The sequence below is a fragment of the Pseudomonas sp. ArH3a genome (assembly GCF_022648765.1).
In the GTDB taxonomy this organism is placed as follows: Bacteria; Pseudomonadota; Gammaproteobacteria; order Pseudomonadales; family Pseudomonadaceae; genus Aquipseudomonas.
Map to the genome: position 1 here is coordinate 359,123 of NZ_CP080330.1, position 12,642 is coordinate 371,764.

Annotated in this window: 12 protein-coding genes; all 12 read right to left on the reverse strand. The window is 60.2% G+C overall.

What is annotated here, in order from left to right; all coding sequences use genetic code 11:
• Nucleotides 1-24: 24 nt before the first annotated feature.
• Nucleotides 25-1,056, reverse strand: coding sequence for a DUF5924 family protein (locus K0P33_RS01675; RefSeq protein ID WP_094949653.1), 1,032 nt, complete (start codon nt 1,054-1,056; stop codon nt 25-27).
• A gap of 67 nt (nt 1,057-1,123) precedes the next feature.
• Nucleotides 1,124-2,509, reverse strand: coding sequence for a pitrilysin family protein (locus K0P33_RS01680; protein WP_242153724.1), 1,386 nt, complete (start codon nt 2,507-2,509; stop codon nt 1,124-1,126).
• A 57-nt stretch (nt 2,510-2,566) separates the two neighbouring features.
• Entirely contained in the window at nt 2,567-4,225 is a 1,659-nt protein-coding gene (locus K0P33_RS01685) for a Na/Pi cotransporter family protein (RefSeq protein ID WP_094949651.1), read from the reverse strand.
• A 301-nt stretch (nt 4,226-4,526) separates the two neighbouring features.
• On the reverse strand, nt 4,527-5,294 hold the full coding sequence (locus K0P33_RS01690) for a TerC family protein (protein WP_094949650.1): 768 nt from the start codon (nt 5,292-5,294) through the stop codon (nt 4,527-4,529).
• A 65-nt stretch (nt 5,295-5,359) separates the two neighbouring features.
• Nucleotides 5,360-6,667 (reverse strand): CitMHS family transporter, encoded by a 1,308-nt coding sequence (locus tag K0P33_RS01695; RefSeq protein WP_094949649.1) that lies wholly within the window; start codon nt 6,665-6,667, stop codon nt 5,360-5,362.
• A 272-nt stretch (nt 6,668-6,939) separates the two neighbouring features.
• A complete protein-coding gene (locus K0P33_RS01700; protein WP_242153725.1) occupies nt 6,940-8,901 on the reverse strand; it encodes a DUF4105 domain-containing protein in 1,962 nt (653 codons plus the stop codon).
• The gene (locus K0P33_RS01705; RefSeq protein WP_094949647.1) at nt 8,898-9,218 is read right to left on the reverse strand and encodes a DUF2388 domain-containing protein; all 321 of its coding nucleotides are present in this window, start codon (nt 9,216-9,218) and stop codon (nt 8,898-8,900) included. Before K0P33_RS01705 ends, K0P33_RS01700 begins: the two co-directional genes overlap by 4 nt.
• A 26-nt stretch (nt 9,219-9,244) precedes the next feature.
• Nucleotides 9,245-9,553 carry a DUF2388 domain-containing protein gene (locus tag K0P33_RS01710; RefSeq protein ID WP_242155985.1) on the reverse strand — a complete coding sequence of 103 codons (309 nt, stop codon included), beginning with the start codon at nt 9,551-9,553 and terminating at the stop codon, nt 9,245-9,247.
• Between the two features lie 105 nt (nt 9,554-9,658).
• Nucleotides 9,659-9,979 (reverse strand): DUF2388 domain-containing protein, encoded by a 321-nt coding sequence (locus tag K0P33_RS01715; RefSeq protein WP_094949645.1) that lies wholly within the window; start codon nt 9,977-9,979, stop codon nt 9,659-9,661.
• Between the two features lie 159 nt (nt 9,980-10,138).
• The gene (locus K0P33_RS01720) at nt 10,139-10,324 is read right to left on the reverse strand and encodes a DUF1127 domain-containing protein (protein WP_242153728.1); all 186 of its coding nucleotides are present in this window, start codon (nt 10,322-10,324) and stop codon (nt 10,139-10,141) included.
• Nucleotides 10,325-10,587: 263 nt separating this feature from the next.
• Entirely contained in the window at nt 10,588-10,803 is a 216-nt protein-coding gene (locus K0P33_RS01725; RefSeq protein WP_003214752.1) for a DUF1127 domain-containing protein, read from the reverse strand.
• Nucleotides 10,804-11,121: 318 nt separating this feature from the next.
• The gene (locus tag K0P33_RS01730; RefSeq protein ID WP_094949643.1) at nt 11,122-12,615 is read right to left on the reverse strand and encodes an acetyl-CoA hydrolase/transferase family protein; all 1,494 of its coding nucleotides are present in this window, start codon (nt 12,613-12,615) and stop codon (nt 11,122-11,124) included.
• Nucleotides 12,616-12,642: the final 27 nt, after the last annotated feature.

Consider the following 12,642-nt stretch of genomic DNA (forward strand, 5'->3'; position numbering starts at 1 on the left):
CCCTACGTAATAGCACGATACAACCTACTTTGGGTTGTCCGTTTGTGCTGTGTCAGTGACTTTGAAGCGCAGCACACCGATGACCTGGCCGTCTTCCGTCAGCACTCGCACTTGCCAGCGGCCTACCGCATCGGCGGGGAAGTTCTGCTTGTGGGTCCAGGCGCGGTAGCCTTCCTTGCGCCCGCCGTGGATATCCAAGGCGATGCGGTCGACCTCTTGGCCGTTGAATTTCCACACGTGGTAAATCCGCTCGTCCAGCCCGCGCGGTGCGTTGATTGCGGTGTAGGCGTACAGCCCGCCGCTGCGCAATTGGGCGGCGCTGACTTCCTTGAGGTCGTCACCGGGCGTGCGGTCTTGCAGCTGCGTGCTGATTGCCACTTCGGTCATCCATAACGTGGCGGGCGGCACCCAGCTGCGCAGGAACCAACCCGCGCAACCAATGGCGGCCGTCACGCCCAGTAGCATCGCCCAGCCTTTGATACTGCGCAGCGGCAGGCTTGCGGCCAGGCTCGGGATCGACAGCGCCATGGCTACGCCCAGCGCCAATTTGTAGCTCTCTGCGGTCGTCAGGTGCAGGATGATCGGCAACGCGGTGAGCAGCGCGGCGAACAGGGTCAGAGTGTGCAGCGCCAGGAACAGCGAGCGTTTCGGCGCCAGCCACTTGTAGTACAGCGGGTCGGTGATCGACACCAGCGCCGCCGCGCCGAGCAGGCCGGTGAACACCGATTGGCCGCTGTTCCAGGCGGTGGTGACAAAAAAGAACGGCAGCACAAAGAACAGGCTTTCCTGGTGGATCATCTGGGTGGCGTAGCGCAGCAGCGGCTCGGGGATTTCCCGGTTGAAGACTTTGGTGAACAGCCGGGTAAAGCTGTTTTCCAGCATCAGCCACAGCCAGCTCACCAGCATGATCACCGCGATCCAGCTGGCCATGCCTTGCTGACGGTCCACCAAGATGAAACTGCACACGCCCGAGATAAAGCCGCCGAGCGCAATCACCCCAGGGTAGCGCTTGATCAGTACGAGGATGCGCTGGATAAGGGGCGGCAGGTTTGGCATGGGCGGTTCACAGTGTATGTAGGAAAAAACCCAGACAGAATAACGTCTTAGCCCTGTGTTCGGTGCCTCATTGCGCGGTCCGTTTGCGATAAAGCCGCAAGCCGCCCAGCACAATCGCGATTAACCCGAGCACGCCGGCGCCGATCCAGGTCAGGCTGTCGTAGCTCAGCAGTGGTTTTTCGATGCGCCAATAGCCCGGCTGCTCGAAAACCTGGCGCATGGCCTGGTTGGCCTGTTTCAGGTTCACGGCCTTGATGCGTTTGACTGGGTCGCTGAAGTGGCCGTCGGCGTAGTCGCCGGAGGCACTCCAGTAATAATCGGCCAACGCGCTGTTGCCCTGCACGGCCCAGGCTTGGCGCGCGATGGCGGCTTGCTGCAGGCGCACGAATGTCGTTGCGTCGAGACCGTCCTTGAGCAGTTGCGCCTTGAGGTCCTGCAGCACTTGTTCGGCTTCGGGCAGGTTATCCCGCTCGAGGTCGGCATTCAGGCTGAGGAAACCGACGCCGCCGAGCACTTCGCGCTCGCTCCATGGCCCGTAGGACAAACCGTGCTTGAGGCGCAGTTGGCGGTACAGCGCCCAGTCGAGGTAGTCCTTGAGCAAGTCGTAAGTTTCATCGTGCTGGTCGTCCAGCACCGGTTCGGGGAACAGCCAGTGCAGTTTGGCGCTGTCACCGACCCAGCCGTGGATCAGGTCACGGTGGCTGGCGGCGGCGTGCTGGATTTGCGGTAGCGGCAAATGCTCGCTCGGTTCGATGGGATCAAGTTGGCCGTAGGTGCGTTCCAGGTAAGCCGGCAACAGCTTGTCGAGGTCGCCGACGATGATCAGCGTCATGTTATTGGGCGCGTACCAGTTTTTGCGCAGGGTCTGCAGCTGATCGCGGGTCAGGTGGTCGACCTCGGCGCGTTCGGCGCATTTGAGGCCCAATTCAACAGCCAATTGGTTGCTGGCGGTGTGGCCGAGGTCCTGGCGGTCGAGCAGGCGTTGCAGGTGTGAGTAATGGCCGCCGTCTTCGCGTTCGACCACTTGCTTTGCCGCGTTGATGTTGGCGTCGGTCAGCTCGGAGCGGGTGAGGATCGCCAGCAGCAGGTCGAGCACCTTGCGCTGGTTCTGCGCCGGGGCTTCGATCACAAAGGTGGTGTCGGCGTTGCTGGTGTAGGCGTTCCACTCGCCGCCCAAGGCCTGCATGCGGTCTTCGAGGTCGCCTTCGCCACCGCCGTCGATGCCACTGAACAACAAGTGTTCGAGCAGGTGCGGCAGCTCCTTTTCTTCGCAGGGGAAGTCATCCAGGCCTACGCCTACCACCAAGCGGATGGCCACGTGCCCGCGTTCGGTGCCCGGCTTGAGCAGCAATTGCAGGCCGTTGGGCAAGGTGTAGCCCTCGACTTGCAAGCGGTCAAAAGCGAAGGCGTGTGCAGAGCCCATGAGCAGGCAGACGAATAACAGGCGACGCATAACAGCTTCCTGGCGAGTGGGGTCCACTGTTAACTGACTTCACTCGCCGTCTTACGTTCAGGGTGAATGGGTGATGTCGGCGATATCTTCGGCGGAGAGCGCGCCGGTGTCGGATGTTTCGAGCACCACATAGGCGCTGCTGCAGAATAGCGAGTTGAGGCGTTTCATGTCGGCAATCAGCTCCAGGTGCAAGGAGCTGGTTTCCAGGCTCTGTACGATTTTGCGTTGCAGACGGCTGACATGCGCGTGCGCCAGACGCCGTTCCTGTGCGCGGAAGCGGCGCTTCTCGCGCAGCAATTGGCGGGCGCTTTCCGGGTCGGCGCTGAGGAACACCGACAGGCCCAGGCGCAGGTTGGCAATCAGCTGAGTATGCAGGCCCGCCAGCTCTTCCAGGCCCACTTCGGAGAACTGCCGGCGCTGCGAGGTTTTCTGCTGCTGGACCTTGCGCAGCATGCGTTCGATTAGGTCACCGGCCAGTTTCAGGTTGATCGACAGTTCGATGATCTCGGCCCAACGGCGGCTGTCTTGTTCGCTGAGGTCTTCGCGGGGCATTTGCGCCAAGTAAAGTTTGATCGCGCTGTACAGCGCCTCGACGTCATCACTGAGGCTGCGCATTTCCTGGGTGATGGCGGTCTGCTTGCCGCGTAACACTTCGAGCATCGCGGTGAGCATGTTGTCGATCAGGTCACCCAGGCGCAGGGTTTCGCGGGCAGCGTTGGCGAGGGCCAGGCTTGGGGTGGCGAGTGCCGCAAGGTCGAGGTGGCGTGGTTTGGCTTTGCCGTTGGTCTCGGCTTGTTCCGGCAGCAACCAGGCGCACAGGCGTGACATCGGCCCGATGGTCGGCAACAGGATCAGACAGCGGCTGACGTTGTAGAGCAGGTGGAAGGTAATGACCATGCCTTGGGCGCTGTAGTCCAGACCGTCCATCCAGCCGACAAGCGGGTCGAGTACCGGAATGATCAACAGCAAGCCAATCAGTTTGTACAGCAGGCTGCCCAGTGCCACTTGCCGACCGGCTGCGTTCTGCATGCTGGTGCTGAGGAAAGCCAGCACGCCACTGCCGATATTGGCGCCGATCACCAGACCGATCGCCACGTGCAGGCCGATCACGCCGGCGCCGGCCAGGGTTGCCGTGAGCAACACGGCGGCCAGGCTGGAGTAGGAAATCATGGCGAAGAGTGCGCCGACCAAGGCATCCAACAAGATGTCGCCGGTCAGCGAGGCGAACAGCACTTTGACGCCTTGGGCATGGGTAATCGGCCCGGCGGCTTCGACGATCAACTGCAGGGCCAGAATGATCAGGCCCAGGCCGATCCCGACGCGGCCCATCTGCCCGGCCCGCGTCTGTTTGCGCGACAGGAAGAAAATCACCCCCAGAAAGATCAGCAGCGGCGACAGCCAGGACAGGTCAAACGTCAGCACCCTCGCCATCAACGCCGTACCGACGTCGGCGCCGAGCATGGTCGCCAGGGCGGGCATCAGCCCCATCAGGCCTTGGCCTACAAATGAGGTGACCAGCATCGCCGTGGCGTTGCTGCTCTGCACCATGGCCGTCACCAGGATACCGGCGATAAACGCCAGCCAGCGCTTGGACATGTTCTGCCCGATGACTTGGCGCAAGTTGGAACCGTAGACCCGCAAGATGCCGGTACGAACGATGTGCGTGCCCCAGATAAGCAGGGTCACGGCGGAAAGCAGATTGAGCAAGGTCAGCATGCTCGGCCCCCCGTGTGGTTTAGCTCAAAAAGAGCAAATAAGAATTGCCGCGTGCCGCTCTACGTCTTGTACTTAAGCTGTAGTTGGCGAATGGGCTGCGCGCCAGCATCGCATAGCTAAAGTAGGGTTTGAAATAAAACTGTCATGAAGATCGTTCCCACGCTCTGCGTGGAAATGCATCCTGTGACGCTCTGCGTCGCGTTGAGGGTAGGACGCGGAGCGTCTCCGTAGGCGACATACCCACGCAGAGCGTGGGAATGATCATGGGGCGCGAACGCCCCATTTCAGCAGCGGGTGTGTGTTATTGACCCGGAATGTCCTTGCGCAGTTTCACCGGATCCTGTTGTTTCCTGTTTTTCGCGATGGCGGTGCGCATCTTGATGTTGACCGCTTCCACCGCCAGCGAGAACGCCATGGCGAAGTAGACGTAGCCTTTTGGCACGTGCACACCGAAGGATTCGGCGATCAACACCGTACCCACGACCAGCAGGAACGACAGTGCGAGCATTTTCAGCGACGGGTGCTTGTCGATGAATTCGCTGATGGTGCCAGCCGCCAGCATCATCACCAGTACGGCCACCACGATCGCCGCGATCATGACGGGCACGTGGGAAACCATGCCGACCGCAGTGATCACCGAGTCCAGGGAGAACACGATGTCGATGATCGCGATCTGGATGATGGTGTAGATGAATTTGCCACCCTTGCCGCCTGGTTCGTCGTGGGTTTCATCTTCACCTTCCAGCGCGTGGTACATCTCCTGGGAGCTTTTCCACAGCAGGAACAGGCCACCGAAGAACAGGATCAGGTCGCGACCGGAAATGCCTTGGCCGAAGACCACGAACAGGTCGGCGGTCAGTTGCATGACCCAGGTGATCGACAGCAGCAACAGGATTCGCGTGACCATGGCCAGGGCCAGGCCGAAGATCCGAGTGCGCGCCTGCATATGCTTGGGCATGCGGCTGACCAGGATCGAAATCATGATGATGTTATCGATGCCCAGGACGATCTCGAGGGCCGTCAGGGTGAAAAAGGCAATCCAGATTTCCGGATTGGTCAGCCATTCCATGTGTATTCCTTTAAGCAAATGTTAAACCGCGCAAGCTGCAGCGCCGCGCGGGTGAGCGGGTACGACTATAGAGTGCTGAACAGCGGAAAAATCCCCATCAGCAAAGCAGCGAACATTATGCAAAGGCATACCAGCACTGCCCACTTGAGGGTAAAGCGTTGGTGGTCGCCAAATTCGATACCGGCCAGGGCTACCAGCAGGTACGTCGAGGGTACCAGCGGGCTGAGCAAATGCACGGGTTGGCCGACGATGGACGCGCGGGCCATTTCCACGGCAGTGATGCCGTAGTGGCTGGCGGCTTCGGCGAGTACGGGCAGTACGCCGTAGTAGAACGCATCGTTGGACATGAAGAAGGTAAATGGCATGCTGACCAGCGCGGTGATCACCGCCAGGTAAGGGCCCATGGCTTCCGGAATGACCGCCAGCAGGCTTTTGGACATGGCGTCGACCATGCCGGTGCCCGACAGGATGCCCGTGAAGATACCGGCGGCGAAGATCAGCCCCACCACCGCCAGTACGCTGCCTGCGTGGGCGGCGACGCGGTCTTTCTGCTGTTGCAGGCACGGGTAGTTGACGATCATCGCAATACTGAACGCCACCATGAACAGCACCGGCAGCGGCAAGAGGCCGGCGATCAGGGTGCACATCAGGGCGAAGGTCAGGGCACCGTTGAACCAGATCAGCTTCGGACGGCGGGCGTCCGGGAATTGCGAAACGCTGATCTCGCTGTGGTCGATTTCATCACCTTGCAGGTGCAGTTCACCCAGGCGCGCACGTTCGCGCTTGCCGTACATGTAGGCGATCACCAGGATCGCCACCACGCCGGCGGCCATGGCCGGGATCATCGGTACGAAAATATCTGAGGGGTCCACATGCAGCGCACTGGCGGCGCGGGCGGTGGGGCCACCCCACGGGGTCATGTTCATCACGCCGCCGGCGAGGATGATCAGGCCGGCCATGATCCGCGGGCTCATGCCGATGCGCTGATACAGCGGCAGCATGGCGGCGACGCAGATCATGTAGGTGGTGGCGCCGTCACCGTCGAGGGACACCACCAGAGCCAGCACGGCGGTGCCGACCGACACTTTCAGCGGGTCGCCCTTGACCATCTTGAGGATCTTGCGCACGGCCGGGTCGAACAGGCCGGAGTCGATCATCAGGGCAAAGTAAAGAATGGCGAACATCAGCATCACGCCGGTCGGCGCAAGTTTGGTGATGCCCGCAAGCATCATTGGGCCGATTTCGGGTGCAAAACCACCAAACAGGGCGAACAGGATCGGCACGATGATCAAGGCAATCAGCGCAGACAGGCGCTTGGTCATGATCAGGAACATGAACGTGATGACCATGGCAAAGCCAAGGAAGGTCAGCATAGGAATACTCCAGGCGTAGCGCGGCTAGGAAATGGCGAACCGAGTGGGGTCAGCGCAGTACGAAAGGCACGTAGCGTACGGTTGGAATGGGGGCGGACAGGCGGTTACGAGCGGACATCAGGAATCACCATTGTTGTTGTTAGCAGCCGGTCTGTTGCCGGCAGTGGGGCGATCCTAGACGTGGAAGCTTTCAGCCAGCTTTCGCTGTGTAATCAGATGATGAGAGGCTTATCCTGTTTTTATGTAGGAAGAGTCAGCTTGTATCTGGCGAATCAGGGAAGCTCAAGGCCCCCGGCCGCTTTGTGCAGCGCCCGCAGGTGCTCGCCCACCTGCTTGAGGTTGGCTTCGGAGGCGGCAATCTCGGCGGCGCGGGAAGGCTCCAGCAGCACCCTCACCTCTTTATCCAGCTCGCCGGTCAAGGATTGCAGCTGCTTCTGGCGTTCGGCGCTTTCCGATTCCAGGCGTTTGGATTCCGACGGTTGCGGCAGGCCGTAGCCGCCACTGCCAAGCAGTTCCGCCGGGCGGCTGAGGAAGCCGCTGTTGGCGAGGATTTGTTGCAGCGTGTTGTTGGCTTTTTCCATGCCACCGTTTTTCAGCTCGCGAGCACCCAGGTAGCGTTGTTTGACTTCGTCCTGGGCCAACATCAGTTGCCTGCGATAGCTGGCCTGTTCCAGCAGCAACAGTGCTGCGCTGGTGCGCAGGTCGGCCTGGCTGAACCATTGGCGGCGCTCTTCGGCGCTGAGGGCCAGCCAGTCTTCGACCTGAGTCTGTTTGATCGGCAAGTGTTTGCGCAGCACATCGAACATCGCCTGGTAGCGCTCGCGGAACGAGTCGAAGTGGTAACCCAGGCGCAACGCCTCGCGTTTGTCGTTGAGTACACTGGTGTCAGCCAGGCCGCGCGCGCTGAGAACTTCCAGCAAGCCGTTGGGGGTGATGTTGTCCAGGCCGGTCAATTGGGGGTTGGCGCTGCCGCTACGTAACAGCTTCAGGCTCTCCACCGCACAGTTGTTGGAAATGAAGAAATAGTTGCCGTCGTAGCTCCAATGCATTTCGGCGGCGTGCTCGACGGTGTCGTTGATCTCTTGACGCGTAAGTTTTAGCGGAACAGATGCCAGGCCACGAAGCTCAGTTTTGGTGTATTCGTCGATCACTTGGGACAGCGGCAGCACGAACAGTCGCGACGGGTACTTACCCACCAGTCCATCCCAGCTTGATAGTTGTACGTCACCGACGAAGGCGCGGTAGGACAACACCAGGTGTTGGTCCAGGTCCAGCCGACAATCCGGGCCGCGTGGGCGTCCGGGCGCGCAGATCACCAGGCGCAACATACTGTGGCCCCAGCGGCTGACCAGGTTCTGGTTGGCTTCGGCGAGCAGGTAGTCGATTTCATACACCCGCTCCGGGTCGACCTGGCCCAGCGGCGTCTTGGCGAAATCGTTGCCTGCGTTGAGGAACGCAAAGGTTTGGGCGCAGGTTTCTTGCTCAGGCGGCGCCCAGCCGAAGTGTTCCTTGTAATAGCGGAACAGCGAGGGGCGGCGGCAGGCGTAGCTTGGGTCTAGGAGGAAGTACTCCATGTTGACCGCCACGAACTCCAGCGGGCTGGTGGTTTCGTAGATATCTGGGCTGCGGGCGACTTGATGGTTGTTTTGTTCACGTTCGCCGCGACGGCCAACGTATTGCGGCCAGCCGGCAAGGTCCAGCAGGCGCGGGTCGTCACTTAGGGTAAAGCGGCGGTCATTCTGGCCGCGGCATTGATCGGTCAGGCCGATCAGGCCGGTGATGTTGTTCTGGCGGCTGCATCGACGGATCAGTGTGCGCTCGTCTTTGGACCACAGGCGCGCACGGTCATAGATGTGGGTCAGTTCATGCAGCACGGTGGCGAGCATTTCGCGGCGCACGGTGCCGTGGGGGCGGTTGGTCTTCTGGGTGGCGGCGCTGCCGTCGGTCAGGCTGGCGAGCAGGTTCTGGTTGAGGTCCAGTTCGGACACCAGTGAGGCCTGGCCGTAAGCGTTTTCAGGCATTTTGTCGGTCCAGCCGACATCAATGCGCCGGTCCAACTGCTCGATAAAACGCGGCGGCAAGGCGCGCATCGCTTCATCGAGCAATGCCTGGCTGGCCTGCTGTTCGGCCGGGCTCAAGCCATCGGTCTTGAGCCGCAGTTGCAGGCCGGCCTGAGCTGCGCTTGCACAGAGCAGCACAGTCCCAGCCAATAGCCAGGCGACTAGGCGCCTCACAGAGCGAGAATGGCTTCGGCGAGGGTCTGGTCACTGGCGTCGCGGGCTTGCGGCACGCGGGTTCGCAGGGTGTCGAAGGCAGCTTCGAGCTGTGCGCCGCGGATCTCGCCGTTGGTGGCGACGAAGCTGGCGGCGTCATCGTGGGCTTCGCGCACGATTTTGGAATCACGGATAGACGTGGTGGTGTCCGAGGTGAAGTCAATGGTGCGGGCCGATGCACGCACGATGATGTTACTGGTGGCCTTCAGGGTTTGCGCGTGGGCAACATCGGCCAACAACAGCAAGCCGAGAGCGGCGGCGATCAGCGGACTACGCATGGAAAAACTCCGAAATACAAAGATGATTATTGGACGAGAATTGCTTGCGCCAGTTCAAGGTCGCTGGCGTTAAGTTTTGGCTGGGTGCGGCGCAGATAATCCAGCGCAGATTCCAGACGAGCGCCCCGCCATTGGCCGTCAGTGGCGATAAAAGCGGCAGCGTCATCCTGGGCGGCCACTATCAACTTTCTGTCAAAAGGTGCGGAGGTCACCTTGCTGGTGGCATACGCACTGATAACGGTGCTCTGGGTGGCCACATCAAAGGCAAACACCGATGGCGACCAACAGGCGGAAAACAACACGGGAACGATCAACAAGCGGTATGAAAAAACCATGGGACTCGACAACTGAAAGCGAGCGCCAAGGCTAGCGCAATGCCCGGGCGAGAGCCAGCGCTGACACATTTGGTAGCGGCTGGCGCCCTCTTGCATTTGCCTTGGTCAGATGGCCAGGATCGCTTGGGCCAGCTGTGCGTCAGTAGCGGTATTGAGTTGGGGTGCCTGTTGGCGGATCTGCGCCAGGGCGCTCTCCAGTTTCACACCGCGGATGGCGCCTTCGCTGGCGACAAAGCTGGCGGCGTCGTCACGCGCGGCCTGCACGACTTTATTGTCACGCAGTGAGGAGGTGGCATCCGAGCTGGCGTCGGAGGTGGCTTTCAGCGCGCCGACGATTGAATCGGTGGTCACGATGAAGCTGCTTGCGTTGGCATTGGCAGCCACGGCCAACAGGGCGGCGGCACTGAGCAGGCGAAGACGGGACATGGAGTGACTCCTGTAGATGAACAAATAAAGCGGCGCAAAGCGGCCACTGTGAAACCGACAGTGTTGCGATTGAGCATCAGACGCCGGTTCTACAAGGTTCGCCACGTATTAGTGGGATCTTAAGCTGCCGTTTATCTGTTCGGAAAGTCCCGCGGGTGTCTATTCACGCCAGAACGGCTTGGACAGCTCGGCTATTCGGTCGCCCTGGCTGATGCCCGCGTCTGAGAGTTCGCGCGGGTCAAGCTGTGCCAGTTGATGCCGCTCATGGGCCTGTCGCGCCCATCTGGCCAATGCACTGGCGGTGCGAACGAGCAGCTGTTTAAAGGACGAGCGTTGCGTGTTCATGGCTGGAGCCTTTCATGAGGTCTTGGAGCTCCATGTTGGGCGCCTCATTTCTACCGATACAGATACACCAAGGTTAAATTGTACCGCTTAACTGTAGTATTTTTTTAACTGTACTGGTTGCTGCGTAAGCCTTCTGTTCAGCGGTGAAAAGAGCTGAATCCCAGAAACAACAAAGCCCGCCTCCGGTTTCCCGGGGCGGGCTTTGTTTTGACAAATCAGAGTGCTGGCGGTGGACCCGGTGGGTCAGGGCCAGCGGGCGCCAATTAGCGCCAGAACGGCTTGCTCAGCTCTTCGTAGCGTTGAGCTTCGCTGATACCAGCGTCAGCCAGCAGACGCGAGTCCAGACGAGCCAATTGGTGGCGGCTGGAAATGCGGCGCTGCCACAACATCAGGTTAGCGAGAACGCGCAAAGGCAGGGAAGCCTGGGTGTTTACAGCTTTTTCTTCGAAGAACAGATCGGAACTGAGTGTACGTTCCATGGTGACATCCTTCCGCTTGTGGCGGGATTAGGTAGTGGTTTAACTGATGCCAATGATCCTCCTCCGACGCAAGACTCACTAGATACAGTTCACCTGTATTGTGAGGGGCCAGTTAACTGTTTATAGCGGCTGTACTGTACGGAAACGGGGCAACTGTACCTGTCTGCACTTAAACGGTGCGAAATGGACGGTTTCGGCCGAAGTTATGGGATATGCATGTAGGAAAAGACCGGTACAGCAGTACAGTTTTTTACAGAAGTGACGGGTATGCCTTCGGGCTGATGCAACTGTCTTTGCATCAGCCCGAATCTGTATCAATCAGGCCTTGAGCATATGCCCGGTTTCTTCCAGGTTAATGTGCCAGCTCAGTGCTTCACGCAGGATATGCGGGGTATGCCCGCCGATAGCGCAGGCGGCGTTGAAGTAACTGTTCAGCGCATCGCGGTACGCCGGGTGCACACAGTTGTCGATGATCACCCGGGCACGCTCACGCGGTGCCAGGCCACGCAGATCGGCAAGGCCAACCTCAGTCACTAGGATGTCCACGTCGTGCTCAGTGTGGTCCACATGGCTGACCATCGGCACCACGCTGGAAATCGCGCCGCCCTTGGCAATCGACTTGGTGACGAAGATCGCCAGGTGCGCATTGCGTGCGAAGTCCCCGGAGCCCCCAATGCCGTTCATCATCCGCGTGCCGCAGATGTGGGTGGAGTTGACGTTGCCGTAGATATCAAACTCCAGCGCGGTGTTGATAGCGATGATCCCCAGACGTCGCACGACTTCAGGGTGGTTAGAGATTTCCTGCGGGCGTAGTACCAGCTTGTCCTTGTAGTGTTCCAGGTTGCCGAACACATCGGCATTGCGCCGTTCCGACAAGGTAATCGAGCTGCCCGAGGCGAAGCTCAGCTTGCCTGCGTCGATCAGGTCGAACGTCGAGTCCTGCAGCACTTCCGAATACATGGTCAGGTCTTCGAACGGCGAATCGAGCAAGCCGCACATCACTGCGTTGGCAATGTTGCCGATACCGGCCTGCAGCGGGCCGAGCTTGTTAGTCATGCGCCCGGCGTCCACTTCCTGCTTGAGGAAGTTGATCAGGTGATTGGCGATGCCTTGGGTGTCGGCGTCTGGCGGCGTCACGGTGGAGGCTGAGTCAGCCTGGTTGGTGATCACGATGGCGACGATCTTCTCGGGCGGGATCGGAATCGCGGTGCTGCCAATGCGGTCGTCGACCTTGACCAGCGGAATCGGCGTACGGGTCGGCCGGTAGGTCGGGATATAGATGTCGTGCAGCCCTTCCAGGTTCGGGTTGTGCGCGAGGTTGATCTCGACGATCACTTGCTTGGCGAAAATCGCGAAACTGGCCGAGTTGCCCACGGAGGTGGTCGGCACGATATGGCCTTGTTCGGTGATAGCGACGGCTTCGATGACGGCGATGTCCGGCAGCTTGAGCTGGTTGTTACGCAGTTGCTCGACGGTTTCCGACAGATGCTGGTCGATAAACATCACCTCGCCGGCGTTGATCGCGCGGCGCAGGGTGCTGTCCACTTGGAATGGCATGCGGCGGGACAGCACGCCGGCTTCGGTCAGTTGCTTGTCCAGGTCATTGCCCAGGCTGGCGCCGGTCATCAGGGTGATTTTCAGCGGCGAAGTCTTGGCGCGTTCGGCAAGTGCGTGAGGGACGGCCTTGGCTTCACCGGCTCGGGTGAAGCCGCTCATGCCGACGGTCATGCCGTCCTCGATCAGTGCAGCGGCGTCTGCCGCGCTCATGACCTTGTTCAACAACGAAGGCAAGCGGATACGATCACGGTACATGAATTGTTATCTCAGGCTACGGAAGCA

Coding starts and splice junctions, on each gene's coding strand:
- K0P33_RS01675 (WP_094949653.1), bottom strand. CDS start 1,056: ATGCCAAACCTGCCGCCCCTTATCCAGCGCATCCTCGTACTGATCAAG.
- K0P33_RS01680 (WP_242153724.1), bottom strand. CDS start 2,509: ATGCGTCGCCTGTTATTCGTCTGCCTGCTCATGGGCTCTGCACACGCC.
- K0P33_RS01685 (WP_094949651.1), bottom strand. CDS start 4,225: ATGCTGACCTTGCTCAATCTGCTTTCCGCCGTGACCCTGCTTATCTGG.
- K0P33_RS01690 (WP_094949650.1), bottom strand. CDS start 5,294: ATGGAATGGCTGACCAATCCGGAAATCTGGATTGCCTTTTTCACCCTG.
- K0P33_RS01695 (WP_094949649.1), bottom strand. CDS start 6,667: ATGCTGACCTTCCTTGGCTTTGCCATGGTCATCACGTTCATGTTCCTG.
- K0P33_RS01705 (WP_094949647.1), bottom strand. CDS start 9,218: ATGCGTAGTCCGCTGATCGCCGCCGCTCTCGGCTTGCTGTTGTTGGCC.
- K0P33_RS01710 (WP_242155985.1), bottom strand. CDS start 9,553: ATGGTTTTTTCATACCGCTTGTTGATCGTTCCCGTGTTGTTTTCCGCC.
- K0P33_RS01715 (WP_094949645.1), bottom strand. CDS start 9,979: ATGTCCCGTCTTCGCCTGCTCAGTGCCGCCGCCCTGTTGGCCGTGGCT.
- K0P33_RS01720 (WP_242153728.1), bottom strand. CDS start 10,324: ATGAACACGCAACGCTCGTCCTTTAAACAGCTGCTCGTTCGCACCGCC.
- K0P33_RS01725 (WP_003214752.1), bottom strand. CDS start 10,803: ATGGAACGTACACTCAGTTCCGATCTGTTCTTCGAAGAAAAAGCTGTA.
- K0P33_RS01730 (WP_094949643.1), bottom strand. CDS start 12,615: ATGTACCGTGATCGTATCCGCTTGCCTTCGTTGTTGAACAAGGTCATG.